Source organism: Solimonas aquatica, assembly GCF_900111015.1.
GTDB lineage: Bacteria > Pseudomonadota > Gammaproteobacteria > Nevskiales > Nevskiaceae > Solimonas > Solimonas aquatica.
Genome location: NZ_FOFS01000006.1, coordinates 209,765 through 226,839, shown reverse-complemented (window position 1 = coordinate 226,839; position 17,075 = coordinate 209,765). Strand labels below are relative to the sequence as shown.

17 protein-coding genes are annotated in these 17,075 nt (G+C 66.8%); 14 read left to right on the top strand and 3 right to left on the bottom strand.

The features are described 5' to 3' along the window. Positions 1-11: 11 nt before the first annotated feature. The 14 genes from BMY12_RS09485 (at position 12) to BMY12_RS09420 (ending at position 14,625) form a co-directional block, all read left to right on the top strand. The gene (locus BMY12_RS09485; protein WP_093285057.1) at positions 12-2,084 is read left to right on the top strand and encodes a hydantoinase/oxoprolinase family protein; all 2,073 of its coding nucleotides are present in this window, start codon (positions 12-14) and stop codon (positions 2,082-2,084) included. 101 nt (positions 2,085-2,185) lie between these two features. Then, positions 2,186-3,376, top strand: a complete 1,191-nt coding sequence (locus BMY12_RS20500; protein WP_093285054.1) for a CaiB/BaiF CoA transferase family protein — start codon at positions 2,186-2,188, stop codon at positions 3,374-3,376. Then, the gene (locus BMY12_RS20495) at positions 3,369-4,574 is read left to right on the top strand and encodes a CaiB/BaiF CoA transferase family protein (RefSeq protein ID WP_093285052.1); all 1,206 of its coding nucleotides are present in this window, start codon (positions 3,369-3,371) and stop codon (positions 4,572-4,574) included. Before BMY12_RS20500 ends, BMY12_RS20495 begins: the two co-directional genes overlap by 8 nt. A gap of 268 nt (positions 4,575-4,842) precedes the next feature. After that, complete coding sequence (locus tag BMY12_RS09470) at positions 4,843-5,874, top strand: helix-turn-helix domain-containing protein (protein ID WP_093285049.1); 1,032 nt, start codon at positions 4,843-4,845, stop codon at positions 5,872-5,874. A gap of 25 nt (positions 5,875-5,899) precedes the next feature. Further along, on the top strand, positions 5,900-7,210 hold the full coding sequence (locus BMY12_RS09465) for a cytochrome P450 (protein ID WP_093285047.1): 1,311 nt from the start codon (positions 5,900-5,902) through the stop codon (positions 7,208-7,210). A gap of 74 nt (positions 7,211-7,284) precedes the next feature. Next, complete coding sequence (locus tag BMY12_RS09460) at positions 7,285-8,124, top strand: SDR family NAD(P)-dependent oxidoreductase (RefSeq protein ID WP_093285044.1); 840 nt, start codon at positions 7,285-7,287, stop codon at positions 8,122-8,124. A gap of 63 nt (positions 8,125-8,187) precedes the next feature. Further along, positions 8,188-8,517, top strand: a complete 330-nt coding sequence (locus BMY12_RS09455; RefSeq protein WP_093285041.1) for a 2Fe-2S iron-sulfur cluster-binding protein — start codon at positions 8,188-8,190, stop codon at positions 8,515-8,517. Positions 8,518-8,587: 70 nt separating this feature from the next. Further along, on the top strand, positions 8,588-10,324 hold the full coding sequence (locus tag BMY12_RS09450) for an FAD-dependent oxidoreductase (RefSeq protein WP_093285039.1): 1,737 nt from the start codon (positions 8,588-8,590) through the stop codon (positions 10,322-10,324). Between the two features lies 1 nt (position 10,325). Next, positions 10,326-11,132 (top strand): enoyl-CoA hydratase/isomerase family protein, encoded by an 807-nt coding sequence (locus BMY12_RS09445; protein ID WP_093285036.1) that lies wholly within the window; start codon positions 10,326-10,328, stop codon positions 11,130-11,132. A 10-nt stretch (positions 11,133-11,142) separates the two neighbouring features. Beyond that, positions 11,143-11,901 (top strand): SDR family NAD(P)-dependent oxidoreductase, encoded by a 759-nt coding sequence (locus tag BMY12_RS09440; RefSeq protein ID WP_093285034.1) that lies wholly within the window; start codon positions 11,143-11,145, stop codon positions 11,899-11,901. Between the two features lie 28 nt (positions 11,902-11,929). Next, entirely contained in the window at positions 11,930-12,361 is a 432-nt protein-coding gene (locus tag BMY12_RS09435; protein WP_093285031.1) for a nuclear transport factor 2 family protein, read from the top strand. Between the two features lie 7 nt (positions 12,362-12,368). Beyond that, positions 12,369-13,667 (top strand): hypothetical protein, encoded by a 1,299-nt coding sequence (locus BMY12_RS09430; protein ID WP_093285028.1) that lies wholly within the window; start codon positions 12,369-12,371, stop codon positions 13,665-13,667. 13 nt (positions 13,668-13,680) lie between these two features. Then, complete coding sequence (locus tag BMY12_RS09425; protein ID WP_143068906.1) at positions 13,681-14,013, top strand: DUF4286 family protein; 333 nt, start codon at positions 13,681-13,683, stop codon at positions 14,011-14,013. Between the two features lie 57 nt (positions 14,014-14,070). Continuing rightward, positions 14,071-14,625, top strand: coding sequence for a DUF3228 family protein (locus tag BMY12_RS09420; RefSeq protein ID WP_093285023.1), 555 nt, complete (start codon positions 14,071-14,073; stop codon positions 14,623-14,625). Positions 14,626-14,635: 10 nt separating this feature from the next. Here BMY12_RS09420 and BMY12_RS09415 read toward each other — a convergent pair whose 3' ends face one another. From BMY12_RS09415 to BMY12_RS09405, 3 genes are all read right to left on the bottom strand, one after another. Next, entirely contained in the window at positions 14,636-15,145 is a 510-nt protein-coding gene (locus tag BMY12_RS09415) for an REP-associated tyrosine transposase (protein WP_093285020.1), read from the bottom strand. A gap of 150 nt (positions 15,146-15,295) precedes the next feature. Beyond that, a complete protein-coding gene (locus BMY12_RS09410; protein ID WP_093285018.1) occupies positions 15,296-16,273 on the bottom strand; it encodes an NAD(P)H-dependent flavin oxidoreductase in 978 nt (325 codons plus the stop codon). Between the two features lie 37 nt (positions 16,274-16,310). Beyond that, positions 16,311-17,072, bottom strand: a complete 762-nt coding sequence (locus BMY12_RS09405) for a 3-hydroxyacyl-CoA dehydrogenase (protein ID WP_093285015.1) — start codon at positions 17,070-17,072, stop codon at positions 16,311-16,313. Positions 17,073-17,075: the final 3 nt, after the last annotated feature.

Below are 17,075 nucleotides of genomic sequence, written 5' to 3'. Positions count from 1 at the left end.
GAACAAAGGCCATGGGCTATCGTGTAGGCATTGATATCGGCGGCACCTTCACCGACTTCGCGCTGCTCAAGGGCGCGCAGGTCATTCTCCACAAGAACCTCAGCACGCCGCAGGACCGTTCACTGGGCGTGATGCACGGCCTGCAGAAGCTGGCCGAGAAAGAGGGCCTGGGCCTGGGCGCCTTTCTCAAGCAGTGCGATGCCATCGTGCATGGCACCACCATCGCCGACAACACCCTGATCGAGATGAACGGCGCCGTCACCGGCCTGATCACCACGGAAGGTTTCCGCGACGAGGTCGAGTACCGACGCGGTTACAAGGAAAGCATCTGGGACGTGCGCCTGACGCCGCCCAAGCAGATCGCCCCGCGCCGCCGTCGCCTGACGGTGCCCGAGCGCATCCTGTTCGATGGCAGCGTGCACAAGCCGCTGGACGAGAACGCGGTGCGCGAGGCCTGCCGGCGGCTGAAGAAGCAGAACGTGGAGTCGGTGGCGATCTCGCTGATCTTCTCGTTCGTCAATCCCGCGCATGAAAAGCGCGTGGCGCAGATCGTCGCCGAGGAAATGCCCGGCGTGCATCTGTCGCTCTCGCATCAGGTGCTGCCGCGCTCGCCGGAGTTCGACCGCAGCAGCACCACGGTGGTCAACGCCTATGTCGGTCCGCGCGTGACCTCGTATCTGGAAAATCTGGTCAACCGTCTCAAGGAGGCCGGCTATCGCAATCAGCTGATGGTGATGCAGGCCAGCGGCGGCGTGATGACCAAGGAGTACATCGAGGGTTCGCCGATCCGCGTGCTCGCTTCCGGCCCGGCCGGTGGCGTGATCGGCTCGGCGCATGTCGGCGCCGCCAAGGGCTATCCGAACCTGCTGTGCGTGGACATGGGCGGCACCTCCTATGACATGTCCATGGTCATCAAGGGCGCGGCGCCGGCGGTGGCGGGCTGGAACATCCATCACCGCAATCTGGTCGGCGTGCCGATGGTGCAGGTGGAAACGCTGGGCGCCGGCGGCGGTTCGATCTGTCATGTGAAAAACGGCGAGCTGCACGTGGGTCCGGCTTCGGCCGGTTCCGAGCCGGGCCCGATCTGCTACGGCCGCGGCGGCACGCAGCCGACCGTGACCGATGCCCTGCTGATGCTGGGCATCCTTTCCGACGAAGCGGAATTCGCCGGCGGCAGCTTCTCGCTGAGCCGCAAGGGCGTGGTGGAAGCCTTCGCCGCGCTGGGCGCGCAGATGGGCTATGGCGCCGAAGACGCCGCTTTCGACTGCTGGCGCGTGGTCAATGCCAACATGATCCAGGCGGTGCGCCGCACCACCGCCGGCAAGGGCGTGGATTCCAAGGACCTGGTGATGCTCGCCTACGGCGGCAACGGTCCGGCCTTCGCCGCGGTGCACGCCGATGCCCTGGGCATCGGCAAGGTGCTGGTGCCCAAGGCCTCGCCGACCTTCTCGGCGCTGGGCACCCTGGTGGCCCGGCCCAGCATCGACGAGGAGCGCTCCTACATCTGCCCGGTCGGCAATCCGGATCTGAACAGGCTCAAGGCGCTGTGGCAGGAGCTGGATGAGCGCGCCACGAAGTATTTCGCGGAAGCGGGCTTCCCGCGCGAGCAGGTGCTGGCGAAGTACCAGGTCAATATGCGTTATCGCGGCCAGAACTGGGCGCTGAGCTTTGCCATGCACACCGGCAAGGGCGTGCCGGATTACGGCTTCGTCAATGCCGGCCTCGGCGACAAGGCGCTGGCGGCCTTCAACGCCAAGCACATGGAAGAGTTCGGCCATGTGCGCGAAGGCGAGCTGCCGGAAATCATCGGCGTGCGTCTGGCGAGCTACGTGGAGACGCCGACGCCGGTGGTGGGCGCGGGCTTCGAGTCGGCGCGGCAGACCGCCCAGCCGAGCCGGCAGCGTCGCGCCAATCTCGGCGAGGGCTATCAGAGCACGAAGGTCTATGCCGGCAAGGATCTCAAGCCCGGTCACCAAGTGCCGGGGCCGGCGATCATCGAGGAAACCTTCACCACCATCGTCGTCTATCCGGGCTGGAATGCGCGCGTGGACGACGCCGGCGATTACGAGTTGAGCCGGGCGTAAAAGACAACAAAAGCGCGGCGACAGACCGCGGCCCGCGTCCGGCAGTCTCGCGCCGGCCGGGGTTCCCCTGTGCTGATGCAGATTTCGGGAGTGCGATCAAGGTGTCCGCATTGAAAACCTACAAGGTTCTGGAGCTGGCGGAGAGTGTGAGCGGCGAGTATGCCGGCAAGCTGCTCGCGGACTTCGGCGCCGACCTGATCAAGATCGAGCGTCCCGGCACCGGCAGCCCCACGCGCAGCCTCGGTCCGCTGCTGGCCAGGGACGGCGCCGCGCCGCTGGAATGCAGCGGCCTGTTCGCTTACCTCAACACCAACAAGTATTCGGTGGTGCTGGATCTGTCCACGGCGCAGGGCCAGGATCGCCTGGCGCAGCTGCTGCGGCAGGTGGACGTGCTGATCGACGATCACGCGCCGGGCTATCTGGCCGGCATCGGCCTGGACCCGCAGCGCCTGCGCGAGAGCCATCCGCAGCTGGTGGTGTGCTCGATCACGCCCTACGGACAGAATCCTCCGGACGAGCGCCGTCACGCCGAAGACCTCACGGTGTTTCACAGCAGCGGCTGGGGCTTCCACACGCCCAGCGGCGCCAGTGCGCAGCGGCGTCCGCTCAAGGGCGCCGGCCGTTTCCTGCCCAGCTATGAAGCGGGTCTGGAGGCGGCGCTGTGCATCGCCGCGGCGCTGTATGAGCGCGAAGACTCGCGGCGCGGGCGCTTCATCGACATTGCCAAGCAGGACGTGCTGGCCTCGCGCGTGGACTATGTGCTGGGCCAGATGGTGGCCGGCGACATGGATGTCGGCACCTCGCGCAATGCCTTCGATCTGTTCGGACCGGCCGGCATCTTCGCCTGCCGTGACGGTTACGCCTACATCTGGATGTCGGCGCCGGCGCACTGGGATGCGCTGCGCAAGCTGCTCGGCAATCCGGACTGGATGAACGAGTTTCCCGAGCGCTGGCTGGAGCGCGAGTGCACGCCGCCGCGTGTGGCGCAGTGTCGCGCGCAGATCGCGGCCTGGCTCAAGACCCGGGACAAGGACGTGGTGGCGGCCGAGGCGCAGGCCCTGGGCCTGATCCTGGTGCCGGTGAATGACGCCGCCGATCTGCTGCGCTCGCCGCAGTACCAGTTCCGTGGCTTCTTCCGCGAAGTCGAGCATCCGGTGCTGGGCAAGGCCCTGTATCCCACCGTGCCGTATCGCCTGAGCGAAACACCGGCCGGCATCCGCCGCGCCGCACCGCTGCTGGGCCAGCACACCGAGGAGCGCCTGTTGAGCAAGGGGAGCACCAGCCATGGCTGAGAAGAATCGCGGCGGCCCGCTGCAGGGCCTGCGGGTGGTGGAGCTGACCAAGGTCTGGGCCGGCCCTTACGTGGGCAAGCTGCTGGCTTTTCTCGGCGCGGAAGTGATCCGCGTGGAGAGCCTGGAGTCGCTGGACGTGACGCGCGTCTACGGCGTCTCCGACATGAACAAGGCGCCGGGCTTCATGGCGGTGAATCCGCAGAAGCTCAGCGTGCAGATCGACATGAAGACGCCGCAAGGCGTGCAGCTGATTCTGGATCTGCTGGCCAAGTCCGACATCGTGGTCGAGAACCTGCGGCCCGGCGCGGTCAAGCGTCTGGGCCTGGGCTACGAGGCGGTGCGCGCGGTCAATCCCGGCATCGTCTATGTGTCGATGGGCATGTACGGCAACGAGGGCCCGCTGGCGTATCAGACCGGCTACGCGCCCTGCTTCGCGGCCCTGGGCGGCGTGAGCATGCTGGTGGGCGAGAGCGACGCCGCGCCCGAGGGCATGAACGTGCGCTATGCCGATTCCACCTTTGGCGCGGCGGCGGCTTATGCCGCGCTGGTGGCGCTGTTGCACCGCCGTCGCGGCGGCAGCGGCCAGTATGTGGATGTCTCCGCCGTGGAATGCATGAGCAGCATGATCGGCGACGCGCTGATGGCGTATACGCTGGGTGGTCAGCTGCAGCGCGCCGAAGGCAACCGGGTGCCGGACATGGCCCCGCATGGCGTCTATCCCTGTCAGGACGGCGAGTGGATCGCCATTGCCGCGTCCTCCGATCAGGCCTGGCAGGCGCTGGCCGGCGCCATGGCGCAGCCGGCGCTGGCGGCCGATGCGCAGCTGGCGACCCTGGCCGGGCGCAAGGCGCGCGAGGATGAGCTGGACGCGGCGCTGGCGCAGTGGACCGCGCAGCAGAGCGCTGCCGAACTGGCCGCGGCCCTGCAGGCGCGCGGCGTGGCGGCGGCCAAGAGCCATGCCTCGGTGGACATGATTGCCGATCCGCAGTTCTGGGAGCGTGGCTTCTTCCTGGAGGTGCAGGACGGCGAGGGCCATAGCCGCACCGCGCTGGGCGCTGCCTGGAAGATGACGGATGGGGCGCGCATCTGCGACGGCGCACCTCGCCTGGGTGAGCACAATGCCTATGTGCTGGGCACGCTGCTGGGGCTGCCGGAGTCGCGCCAGCAGGCCCTGTCGGAAGCAGGCATCACCCGTTAAAAACTCTTGCTGCAATGCGGCATTCGGCGCGAAGGCAGGCGCAGCTTTCCGCCGGGTGAACGCCTGGGCCAAAAGCGCAGTGCGCATGCACGAAATGTATATGCCGCCGCGCAAATTGCGGGGACGCCCCCAAAGGGCATGGCTAAGCTGCAAAAAAAGAGCTTGAGAATTGCCCTTGCTTCAACCGGTGATTCGCCGTTTCAGCGGCCTATGCACCAGCTGCAAGCTGAAGGGGATCGAACAAGGCCTCAACGTTGGAGGTAGAACGGTGACGGAAACCCTTTTTGTATTCGACAAGCGCAATTATCAGGATTGCCAGAACTCGTTTCGCGGTGAGCACAACCAGGAGTATTACCTGGGTGATTACTCGATCGAAGCCGGCTCCGTGATCGATGTGCGCGCCGAACGCCGCAGCGTCGGCTCCTGCTCCATCATCCGCCTGCGTTCCAAGAGCCGCCTGTTCTTCCGGCGCTCCTGGTCGCACATCCGCGAAGACGCCACCGACGTCACCGTGCTCTGGTTCGTCAAGCGCGGCCGCCTGTGCATCTCGCATCAGTGCGGCTACACGGTGGCCAAGGCCGGTGATTTCGCCATCACCAAGTCGATGACGCCGTTCTCCATCGAATGCCAGCCGGATGAGGATTCGGTCCACGAAGTGCTGCACGTGATCGTGCCGGCGCATGTGTTCCGCCGCTTCGTGGCGCAGGACGTGCGCACCGGCTTCATGGTGCCCGCGAAGGGCCGTGATTTCGCCATCGCCGAGCGCCTGCTCATCGACATCTTCGAAGACACCGGCGAGCTGAAGGACCATGTCGCGCAGCTGCTGATGGACAGCGCCATCTCGGTGCTCAGCGACGCCATCAAGGATCGCGACGTCGCCGCGCCGGTGCGGCGCTCGATCTCCGACAAGCGCCTGCAGGACGTGCTGCGTTACATCGAGATCCATCTCTCCGATCCCAAGCTCAGCATCGCCACCGTGGCCAAGGGCTGCGGCATCTCGCCGCGCTATCTGTCGCTGCTGCTCAAGCTGCATGGCACGCCGTTCTCGACCCTGGTCTGGGACAAGCGCCTGAAGATCGCCGGGCAGTGGCTGTCGGCGTCCAAGTCCGGCGAGACCTCGGTGAGCGAAATCGCCTATCGTGTCGGCTTCAAGAGCCCGGCGCATTTCTCGCGCATGTTCAAACGCGCTTACAACATGAGCCCCCGGCAATATCGTCTGAACGGCGCCGTGGTGGAAGCCGCGCCGCAGCGCGAGTCCTCCTGGACCCTGCTGACCGGCAATTCGCAGGCCACGCACTAAACTACATACGCAAGAGAGGCGAGACATGGTTTCAGAGGCGAACACCCAGTCCGGCGGCTGCCCGGTGGCAGGACATGGCAAGCTGGGCGGCGCGTCGCTGACCGATCCCGCCATCCTGGCGCATCCCAATGCCTTCTTCCACAGCATGCGCCAGGAAGACCCGGTGCATTACGACGAGAAGCTGGGCATGTGGCTGGTGTCGCGCTATGACGACATCGTCACCGTGCTGCGCGATCCCATCATCTACTCCGACAAGCACGGCTATGCCGCGCAGTACGCCAGCGGTTTCTTCGAGGAGTTCAAGAAGATTCTCGAAACCGAGGGTGGCGGCTTCTTTCCGGACGTGATCAAGGACGACCCGCCGGCGCACACCCGCGTGCGTCGCCTGCTCGACAAGGCCTTCACCGCGCATCGCGTCGCGACCCTGGAGCCGGGCATCACCCGCGTGATTGTCGAGCTGATCGAAAAGCTCGCCGACCAGGCCGCCGGCGACAAGGTGGTGGACGGCGTCAATGACTTCGCCGTGCCGCTGACCATCGCCGTGATCTGCGAGCAGCTGGGCATCGCGCAGTTCAACGCCAAGAAGATTCAGGAGTGGTCGGGCGCGGTCACCGCGCAGATCGGCCGCATGCAGGATCGCGACCAGATGGTGGCCAATGCCAGGCTGATCTGCGAGCTGCAGAACTTCATCATCGGCGAGATGAAGTCGCGTCAGGAAAGCCCGCGCGAGGACATGATTTCAGACCTCGTGCACGCCAAGCTCGAAGACGGCAGCACCCTGAGCTTCGCCGAAGCCGTGTCCCTGGTGCGCGCGATGGTGATCGCCGGCAATGACACCACCGCCACCGCCATCGGCAATCTGCTCTACGTGCTGGCCACGCGGCCGGAAGTGGCGCAGCTGCTCAAGGATTCGGCCGATGACGAGCGCATGCTCAACCGTTTCGTCGAAGAGCTGCTGCGCATAGAGCCGCCGGTGCGCGGCCTGGCCAAGATGACCACCACCGAAACCGTGCTGGGCGGCCAGAAGCTGCCGGCGCACGCGCATCTGCTGGTGCTCTACGCCTCGGGCAATGATGACGAAACGCAGTTCAACTGCCCGCGCAACTTCGATCCCAATCGCGGCAACATCGCCAAGCACGTGGCCTTCGGCACCGGGGTGCACCGCTGCGTGGGCGCCTCGCTGGCACGCATGGAGATCAAGGTCGCGGCACGCGAGCTGATCAAGCGCATCGACAAGCTCAAGCTGGCGATTCCGGTCGAGCAGATCAAGTATCTGCCCACGGTGGCCACGCACTCGCTGGAGAGTCTGCCGCTGACCCTGTCGCGCCGGCGCTAAGATTCCCGGCGGCACAGCGAAGTTCACAGCGCGCGGCCAAGCCGCGCGTTGCTTTTCCATGGAGATGGCGGACAGTGGCTCAGGAACTGGCAGGTAAGGTGGCGATCATCACCGGTGGGGCCAGCGGCATCGGCCGCGCCACCGTGGCCCTGTTCATCGCCGAAGGGGCGAGCGTGGTGATTGCCGATATCGACGTGGCGCGAGGCGAGGCCCTGGCCGCCGAGCTGGGCGAACGCGCGGTGTTCTGCCGCACCGATGTCGCCAGCCGCGAGGACATGCGCGCGCTGGTGGACTTCGCGATCAGCCATTTCGGCGGCCTGCACGTCCTGTTCAACAACGCCGGTGTCTCCGGCGCCATGCACGCCCGCTTTCTCGACGATGATTTCGCCGACTTCGAGCGCGTGGTCGGCATCAATCTGCTCAGCGTGATCATCGGCAGTCAGGCCGCCGGCCGGCACATGGCCAAGCACGGCGGCGGCGTGATCATCAACAATGCCTCCATCGCCGGCGTGCTGCCGGGGCAGGCGCTGAACACCTATCGCGCCACCAAGGCGGCGGTGATTCATCTGTCCAAGTCCATCGCCATCGATCTGGCCGAGTACAACATCCGCGTGATCGCGCTGGCGCCGGGCCATATCCGCACGCCGCTGACCTCGTTCGCGCCGCCGGGCGTGTCGCCGGAAACCGCTGCTCGCGTGCAGCAGGAAGTGGGCGCGGCCTTCGACGTCAATCAGCCGCTCAAGCGCGCCGGCCGTCCCGAGGACGTGGCGCAGACCGTGCTGTTCCTGGCCAGCGACCGTGCCGCGCAGATCACCGGCGTGGTGCTGCCCGTGGATGGCGGCATCACCGCCGGCGATCCGGTGAATCATCTGCAGGAAATCATGGCCGCGCGCGCCCGCGCGCTGGCTGGTTGAGGGTTCGACTCTTTCGTTTCTCGGGCTTGCTGCGGTGAGCCTCTCAACATCACAAGGTGTGTCATGAGCGGTTTGAAAGTTACGTTTGTGCAGGACGACGGTGTGGAAAAGGTGATCGAGGACGCCACGCCCGGTCAGTCGCTGATGGAGATCGGTCGCTTCCACGGTGTGGCCGGCATCGTCGGTGACTGCGGTGGCGGCTGTGCCTGCGCCACCTGTCATGTCTATGTCGATGAAAAGTGGCAGGCCGTGATCGGCAAGCCCGATGACATCGAAGCCGCGACCCTGGACATGGTGTCCGAGATCTGCCGCGACAACAGCCGTCTGTGCTGCCAGATCCAGATGCGCAAGGAACTCGACGGTCTGCGCCTGGTGGTGGCGCCGAACCTGTAAGAAAGAAGAAGCGCCGCGCAATCGGGACGCGGCCTGCGGTTCTGGTCCGATATCGTGGAGGAGGCTGTGGATGAGCACGAACGAAAGCTATGACCTGGTGGTGGTGGGCTCCGGTGCGGCCGGCGCGATGGCCGCGCTGCGCGCCGCGCATCTGGGTCTGTCGGTGCTGGTGGTGGAGAAGGCGCGCAAGTTCGGCGGCACCTCGGCAACCTCCGGCGGCGTGCTCTGGGTGCCCAATCATCAGCTGGCGCCCAATGACGACAGCCGCGAAAAGACCATGACGTATCTGAACGCGGTGATGCCCGGCCCCGTGCAGAACGACCGTCTGCAGGCTTATCTGGACAAGGCGCCGGAGATGGCGCAGTTCGTGAAGTCGCTGGGCATTCCGATCAGCGTCGCCGCCTGGCCGGACTACTATCAGGCTGCGCCTTCGGCGCGCGCCGACCGTTCGCTGATCGTCGATACCTTCGACGGTCCGCAGCTGGGCGCCTACTTCCCGCTGATGCGCGAGCAGTACAACCGCTTCAAGGTGTTCGGCCGTTACACCATGGACGTGATGCAGTTCTTCTCGCTGTCCACGCGTGCCAAGGGCTGGGTGATGACCTTCATCAAGATGTTCTGGCGCTACTGGAGCGATCTGGCCACGCGCAAGCTCACCGCGCGCGACCGCCGCTTCACCATGGGCGCGGCGCTGATGGGATGGCTGTACAAGCACGTGTTCGCCAAGGGCGTGGAAGTGCGTCTGGACACCAGGCTCGACGAGCTGGTGCTGAGCGACAACAAGGTCTCCGGTGTGGTGGTCAGCCACTTCGGCCGCCGCTACACCATCGAGGCGCGCTACGGCGTGGTGCTGGCCGCCGGTGGTTTCGAGTGGAACCAGGAACTGCGTGACCGCTACTTCCCGGTGCCGGGCCTGACCCGTCACAGCAGCACGCCGGAAGACGCCAATCGCGGCGAGGCCCTGATTGCCGGACTGAAGGTCGGCGCCGCCACCGAGCACACCGAGTCGGGCTGGTGGATTCCGACCATGCAGATGCCCATGGCCAGCGCCTCCAACTTCGAGGAAATCCATCAGGCCGCCTTCGACGTGGGCCGTCCGCACAGCGTCGCGGTCAATCGTCTGGGTCTGCGTTTCGTGGACGAAGCCACCGGCTACGACGACTTCGGCAAGGCCATGGTTGCCGATCAGCTCAAGACCGGCGCCAACATGCCCTGCTGGCTGGTGTTCGATGCCACGTTCCGCGAGAAATTCTCCGCCGGCGGCATCATGCCCAACATCCTGATGCCCGATCGCAAGATTCCGCCGGACTGGTGGGATCACTACATCTTCCGCGCCGACAGCATCGAGGCCCTGGCCGGCAAGATCGGCGTGCCGGCCGAGACCCTGAAAAAGACCGTGGCCAATATGAACGGCTACGCGAAGACCGGCGTCGATCCGGAGTTCGGTCGCGGCGGCAATGCTTACGATCAGATGTTCGGCGACTGGAACGTCAAGCCCAATCCCTGCCTCGGCAGCATCGACAAGGCACCGTACTACGCGGTGGCGATCAACTGCGGCGATCTCGGCACCAAGGGCGGCCTCAAGGCCGATGCGCGCGCGCGCGTGCTGGATCAGAACAATCAGCCGATTCCGAATCTGTACGCGGCCGGCAACAATGCCGGCAGCCCCTTCGGCAACTGCTATCCGGGTGCCGGTGGCACCATCGGCCCGGCGATGACCTTCGGCTATGTCGCCGCCGAGGACATCGCCCGTCGCGCCGGCAAGCTGGCAGCGCCGGCGGCAGCGTCGGTGCGCGCCGCCGCCTGACATGAACACGCAGTCCCTGCCGCAGTACGAGACCCTGGTGCTGGAGCGCCAGGGTCGCTTGCTCACCATCCGTCTGAACCGTCCGGATGCGCTCAACGCGGTCAATCTGCGCATGCACGAGGAGTTGCCGGAGGTTTTCAACTTCGCGGCGCTGGACCCGCATTCCGAAGTGGTGGTGCTCACCGGCAACGGCCGCGCCTTCTCCGCCGGCGGCGATCTGGACCATGTCGCGCACAACGCCGCCAACCCGCATCTGTTCGACAGCGAGGTGCGCCTGGCCAAGCGCATCGTGTTTGCGATCCTGGATCTGGACAAGCCGCTGATCTGCCGCCTGAACGGGCATGCCGTGGGCCTGGGCGCCACCATGGCCTTGTTCTGCGATGTGATCTTCGCCGCCGAGACCGCCAGGATCGGCGATCCGCATGTGGCCATCGGTCTGGTGGCCGGCGACGGCGGCGCGGTGATCTGGCCGCAGCGCATGGGCCTGTGCCGCGCCAAGGAATACCTGCTCACCGGCGAGCTGATCGATGCAAAAAAAGCCGCCGAGATCGGCATGATCAATCATGCCCTGCCGCTGGCCGAACTCGATGCCGCCGTGCAGGCCTTTGCCGAGCGCCTGCTCCAGGGTTCCACCAACGCCGTGCGCTGGACCAAGGTGCTGCTCAATCTGGAACTCAAGCGCGTGGCCACGGCGGTGATGGATGCCGGCATTGCCTACGAGGCGGTGGCGCAGCGCTCGCCCGATCATCGCGAGGGCGTGCAGGCCCTGATCGAGAAGCGCAAGCCGCAGTTCGGTCGCCAGGGCTGAAGCGCGCGCGATGAGCGCCTTCGCGCTGCAGGGCCGTCTCGCGCTGGTCACCGGCGCCGCCAGCGGCATCGGTGCCGGCATCGCCCAGATGCTGGCCGAGGCCGGCGCCACGGTGCTGATCGCGGACTGTGATCTGCACAAGGCGCAGGCGCAGGCCGAGGCGCTGCGCAGTGCCGGACATGCCGCGCAGGCCCTGGCCATGGACCTGGGCGACGAGGCTTCCATCGTGCAGGCCTGCACGACCTTGCTGCGCGAGCAGGGCACGCCCTGGCTGCTGGTCAACAATGCCGGGCTGCAGGATCGCGCCGCCTTGTTCGAAACCAGCGCCGAACACTGGGACCGCATGCTGGCGGTCAACACGCGCGGGCCGTTCCTGCTCAGCCGCGAGATCGCGCGCGCGATGGTGGCGCAGGGGCAGGGCGGACGCATCGTCAACATCGCCTCGGCAGCGGTGATCGGCAGCATCGTCAAGGGCAGCAGCGCCTACACCAGTTCCAAGGCCGCGCTGCTGGGCCTGTCGCGCGCCCTGGCCCTGGATCTCGCCGAGCACGCCATCACCGTCAACACCGTGCTGCCCGGCGGCGTGATCACGCCCGGCGCCATCGCCGCCAAGGGCCCGCCCGCCGAAGGTCCGGCGCGGCGCGCGCCGCCGCTGGGCCGCTGCGAGCCGAGCGACATCGGCGCGGCGGTGCTGTACTTCGCCACGCCCGCCGCAGGGCGCGTGAGCAATCAGGTGCTGGCCGTGGATGGCGGCTGGTCGCTGAGCTGAACCCCATCAACCTCAGGAGCATGAGCCGATGAACGAGCTGCAGCGTCAGCGGGACTATCTTGCGCTGTGCGAAGCCAAGGCGCGCATGTGCCGTTACCTGGACAGCAAGAACTGGCCGGCCTATGCGGCGCTGCTCACCGAGGACTATCAGCTCGACATCAGCGAAGGCACCGGCATTCCCGTGATTCAGGGCCGCGAGGCGGCGCTGGCGCGGGTGCGGGCTTCCATCGAATCGGCGCGCACCGTGCATCAGGTCCACGCGCCGGAAATCGAGATCGAGGGCGACGAGGCGCGCGCGATCTGGGCGCTGCAGGACCGTCTGATCTTCGCCAATGGCGCGGGCATGAGCGGCTACGGTCACTATCACGAGCGCTGGGTGCGTCGCGAAGGGCAGTGGCGCATCGCGGCGCTCAAGCTTACGCGCCTGCTGGTCGAGATGCAGCCGCCGCCGCAGGCCTGAGGCGCGCATGAGTGCCTGGTTTCGCGGCGACGCGCTGTGGCTGGAGTTTCCCGCCGATGCGCAGACCCTGCGTGAAGCCGGTGCGGCGTTTCTCACGCGCGCCTTCCAGCTCAGCGGCGTGCTGGCTGCCGACAACGCCGTGCGCGAAATCACGCAGTGTCAGGAATGTGCCGGCGGCAGCACCGGCCGCAAGCTTCTGCTGGCGCTGCGTTATGCGCGCCCCGAGCCGGGCTTGCACGAGGCGCTGTTCGTGAAGTTCTCGCGCGACTTCGACGATCCCATCCGCGATCAGGGCCGCAGCCAGATGGCAGCGGAAGTGCGTCTGGCGCAGCTGTCGCGCGCACCGGCGTTTCCGATTGCGGTGCCGGTCTGTCACTTCGCGGATTTTCATCAGGCCTCCGGCAGCGGCATCCTGATCACGCAGCGCATCGCCTTTGGCGCGCAGGGCATCGAGCCGCAGTATCAGAAGTGTCTCGACGAGCAGTTGCCGGAGCCGCTGGCGCATTACCGCGCCATCCTCGTCGCCCTGGCGCGCCTGGCCGGCACCCAGCAGGCCGGGCTGCTGCCAGCCCGTGTGAACCGGGAGTTTGCCTTCGACCCGGCGCGGCTCTCGGTGGGCGAGCGCGCGCCCTACGGCGCCGCGCAGCTGCAGCGGCGCGTGGACCGTTATGCGCAGTTCGCGCAGGACGGTCCGCAGCTGCTGGCCCAGAACATCCGCGCGCCGGCCTTCATCGCGCGCCTGCGCGAGGAAGTGGCGCAGTTCGCCGCCGCGGAAGGCGCGATCAAGAAGGCCCTGCAGGACGATGCGCCGGCCATCGCGCTCTGCCACTGGAACGCCAACATCGACAATGCCTGGTTCTGGCGCGAGCACGGCGCGCTGCACTGCGGCCTCATGGACTGGGGCTGCGTCGGGCGGATGCATCTGGCCATGGCGCTGTGGGGCGCGCTCAGCGCCGCGCCGCCGGCGTTCTGGGACGCGCACGAGGACGAGCTGCTGGAGACTTTCGTGGACGAGTACGCGCGCAGCGGCGGGGCGCGGCTCACGCTCGCCGCGCTGCGCCAGCCGCTGTATCTGTACGCCGCCTTCATGGGCATGAACTGGCTGCTCGATGCGCCGGCCTATCTGAAAGCCCTGCTGCCGGAACTGGGCGCGCTGCAAGGTCCGCAGGATGCGCGCTTGCTGCGGCAGGAGGCGCCGCGCACGCAGCTGCGCATGCTCAGCACCCTGCTGCATCTCTGGCAGAGCCGCGACTTCGGCGCGGTGCTGGGCGCATTTCAGCGCGGCGCGCGGCCGCAGCAGCATTGAAGAGGAGCGCAAGATGGCGCAATACAGGATGGTGGTGCTGAGCGCACCGGTGCCCGGTCGCGAAGCCGAGTACAACCACTGGTACCAGCAAGTGCATCTGCCCGAGGTGCTGCGCCTGCCCGGCTTCGTCGCCGCGCAGCGCCTGCGTCTGGCACACAATCTGGTCGAGGCCTCCGCGCATCCCTACGCCGCAATCTACGAGCTGGAAACCGAGGATCTGCCGGGCCTGCTGCAGCAGCTGCGCGATGCGGCCGCCGGCGGCGGCCTGCAGATGAGCGAGGCCATCGACACCGCCGGCGTGATTGCCTCGGTCTACGAGGTCTGCGGGCCGCGCCTGCAGGCCTGACGAAGCCGGCGCGGGAAGTGTTAGCGTAGCGGCCCTTTTGCTCATCGCTTCGCAACCGTGTCCATCGTTCTCACGCCCTTTGCCCGCGGCCGGCTGTTTCCCAAGCAGCCGCGTGCCAACACCATCCAGGATTGCAGCGCGGAAGAATTCGAGCGCCATCTCAACACGCAGGCGCCGCTGAAAGTGCTCGACGGCTATGCGCCGTTCTGCAAGCTGCAGGTGCATCGCAACTGGACCACCACGCGCTGCCTCACGGTGCCGATCACCGCGGACAACCGCCATCTGCTGCGCAGCGCCTACGAGGCGCGCAATCCCGCCGAGCTGCCGGTGCTGGTGCGCTGGTTCGAGGGCGTGCAGGCGCCGGTGGCCCGTTACCTGATCGCCATCCTCTACAGCCGCGAGCAGCTGGCGAAAGAGGGCGAGAAGATCAAGGCCGACTGGGGCGTGGTCGGCTGCTTGTACACCGCCGAGCCGGAAGAGATTCCGATGGCGCCGATCACCATGCTGCGCAATGCCCTGGGCGTGGAAGAAGGCGGCTCCGGCGTGGCCCTGGATCGCGAGGCTTACCGGCGCAGCGTGGCATTCTGGGAGTGCAACGCCAACTGGCGTTGAGCCGGCCGGCTCACTCCAGATTCATCGCGCGCACCTGCGCGCAGGCCTGCCAGTCGGCGCTGTAGGCGCCGCGCGCCAGGTGCAGCTTGAAGGTGGAATGCGGCCAGTCGGCGGCGCGCGCGGCCAGCGCGTGCTTGACCGGATTGAAGTGGATGTAGTCGATCAGGCGCTGGAAATCACTGGGGTCGCGGATCGCGTGCTCACGCAGCTGGTACTGGCAGATGGCGCTGGGCCGGCGCGGATCGGCATCGCCGGGCAGGCCCTGCAGGATGGCGGCCTTGATGCGCTGCCAGCGTGCCTCGGCCGCTTCCGCATCGGGCGGCAGCGAGAACAGGCCATGCAGATGGTCGGGCAGCACGGCAATGGCTTCGACGTGGTAGACCCCGACATCCCGCGCCCGCACCAGGGCTTCGCGCAGCGTGTCGATATGCATGAGCAGCGAGGGCTCGGGCCGCTGCAGCAGCGCAACTGTCAGGAAGAAGCAGCCTGTGGCGAGGGAGATCGGGTCAGCATGGGGCATCGTCCCATGTTAGCGACGGGGATCACGCAAAACGGCGCGTCGCTTTGCGCCATTTGAACGGCGTCTCATTGCGGGCGCCAAAAACAAGGCGCCGGACGCAGCGGCGTCCGGCGCTGATACGGCAGGTGGCGCATCGCCACCCGCAAGCGTTCAGGCCAGGAAGCCCGGCAGACGCTTGCCGATGATGGTGCGGGCCTCGTTTACGATGCGCGAAATCAGCTCGGCGCAGGTGGGGATGTCGTGAATCAGGCCCTGCACCTGGCCGGCCCAGATCAGGCCGGCATCGACATCGCCGGTCTCCAGGGCCACGCGGCCCTGTGCGCCCTTGACCAGATGGGCCACGTCTTCGAACTTGGCCTCGGGCTTCTTGAGCAGCTCCACGACCTTGTCGGAGACGCTGTTCTTGCCCACGCGCGCGGTGTTCTTCAGCGAGCGGAAAATCAGATTGGTGCCGCGCTCGTCATTGGCCACCAGCAGCTGCTTGACCTTGTCGTGGATCGGCGCTTCCACGGTGGCGCAGAAGCGCGTGCCCATGTTGATGCCTTCGGCGCCCAGGGCCAGCGCGGCCACCAGGCCGCGACCGTCGCCGAAGCCGCCGGAGGCGATCATCGGAATCTTCACCTTGTCGGCGGCGGCCGGAATCAGGATCAGGCCCGGGATGTCGTCCTCACCGGGATGGCCGGCGCATTCGAAGCCGTCGATGGAAATCGCGTCCACGCCCAGGCGCTCGGCGGAAAGCGCATGACGCACCGCCGTGCACTTGTGCACGACCTTGATGCCGTGCGACTTGAAGTCTTCGATGTGTTCGCGCGGATTGTGGCCGGCGGTTTCCACCACCTTGATGCCGCTGTCGATGATCGCCTTGCGGTATTCGGCGTAGGGCGGCGGATTCACCGAGGGCAGGATGGTGAGGTTCACGCCGAAGGGCTTGCCGGTCATCTTGCGGCAGCGCTCGATCTCGGCGCGCAGCGCGTCCGGCGAAGGCTGGGTCAGCGCGGTGAGAATGCCCAGGCCGCCGGCATTGGAGACGGCGGCGGCGAGTTCGGCGCGGCCCACCCACATCATGCCGCCCTGCACGATGGGATATTCGATACCGACCAGTTCGGTGAAGCGGGTCTTCAGAGTCATGGCTGCTTAAAGTCCTGGCAGAAAAGTGCGGCGCAGTTCAGCGCGGCGGCATGCGGATGGCGCCATCCAAACGTATGGTTTCGCCGTTGAGCATGGGGTTGTTCACGATGCTCTGCACCATCTGCGCGTATTCCTCGGGCTTGCCCAGACGCGAGGGGAAGGGCACCTGCTTGCCCAGCGAGTCCTGCACGTCCTTGGGCATGCCGGCCATCATCGGCGTCCAGAAGATGCCGGGCGCGATGGTCACCACGCGGATGCCGGACTGCGCCAGATCGCGGGCGATGGGCAGGGTCATGCCCACCACGCCGCCCTTGGAGGCGGCGTAGGCGGCCTGGCCGATCTGGCCGTCGAAGGCGGCGACGCTGGCGGTGTTGACGATCACGCCGCGCTCCTCGCCCAGGGGCTCGGCCCTGGACAGGCGCGCCGCGAACTGCGCGATGCAGTTGAAGCTGCCGATCAGGTTCACCTCGATCACCTTGCGGAACTGATCGAGCGGATGCGGCGTGGCTTCACGACCCACGGTCCTGGCGCCGATCACGATGCCGGCGCAGTTCACCAGCACACGCGCCACGCCATGCTTTTCCTGCGCGGCGTCGAGGGCCTCGGCGACGCTGGCGGCATCGGTGACATTCACCTTCTTGAACAGGCCGCCGATCCGGGCCGCCTGCGCCTGGCCGGCCTCCTCGTTCATGTCGAAGAGGGTGACGCGCGCGCCCTGGCTGGCCAGCAGTTCCGCGGTGGCGGCGCCGAGGCCCGAGCTGCCGCCGGTGATCACGGCGGCGATGTCCTTGAGTTGCATGCT

What these genes read in the sequence shown, in the direction of transcription:
- BMY12_RS09430 (WP_093285028.1), top strand. Translation starts at nt 12,369, where the DNA reads ATGAGTGCCTGGTTTCGCGGCGACGCGCTGTGGCTGGAGTTTCCCGCC.
- BMY12_RS09440 (WP_093285034.1), top strand. Translation starts at nt 11,143, where the DNA reads ATGAGCGCCTTCGCGCTGCAGGGCCGTCTCGCGCTGGTCACCGGCGCC.
- BMY12_RS09410 (WP_093285018.1), bottom strand. Translation starts at nt 16,273, where the DNA reads ATGACTCTGAAGACCCGCTTCACCGAACTGGTCGGTATCGAATATCCC.
- BMY12_RS09445 (WP_093285036.1), top strand. Translation starts at nt 10,326, where the DNA reads ATGAACACGCAGTCCCTGCCGCAGTACGAGACCCTGGTGCTGGAGCGC.
- BMY12_RS09485 (WP_093285057.1), top strand. Translation starts at nt 12, where the DNA reads ATGGGCTATCGTGTAGGCATTGATATCGGCGGCACCTTCACCGACTTC.
- BMY12_RS09415 (WP_093285020.1), bottom strand. Translation starts at nt 15,145, where the DNA reads ATGCCCCATGCTGACCCGATCTCCCTCGCCACAGGCTGCTTCTTCCTG.
- BMY12_RS09405 (WP_093285015.1), bottom strand. Translation starts at nt 17,072, where the DNA reads ATGCAACTCAAGGACATCGCCGCCGTGATCACCGGCGGCAGCTCGGGC.
- BMY12_RS09425 (WP_143068906.1), top strand. Translation starts at nt 13,681, where the DNA reads ATGGCGCAATACAGGATGGTGGTGCTGAGCGCACCGGTGCCCGGTCGC.
- BMY12_RS09465 (WP_093285047.1), top strand. Translation starts at nt 5,900, where the DNA reads ATGGTTTCAGAGGCGAACACCCAGTCCGGCGGCTGCCCGGTGGCAGGA.
- BMY12_RS20495 (WP_093285052.1), top strand. Translation starts at nt 3,369, where the DNA reads ATGGCTGAGAAGAATCGCGGCGGCCCGCTGCAGGGCCTGCGGGTGGTG.
- BMY12_RS09455 (WP_093285041.1), top strand. Translation starts at nt 8,188, where the DNA reads ATGAGCGGTTTGAAAGTTACGTTTGTGCAGGACGACGGTGTGGAAAAG.
- BMY12_RS09450 (WP_093285039.1), top strand. Translation starts at nt 8,588, where the DNA reads ATGAGCACGAACGAAAGCTATGACCTGGTGGTGGTGGGCTCCGGTGCG.
- BMY12_RS09435 (WP_093285031.1), top strand. Translation starts at nt 11,930, where the DNA reads ATGAACGAGCTGCAGCGTCAGCGGGACTATCTTGCGCTGTGCGAAGCC.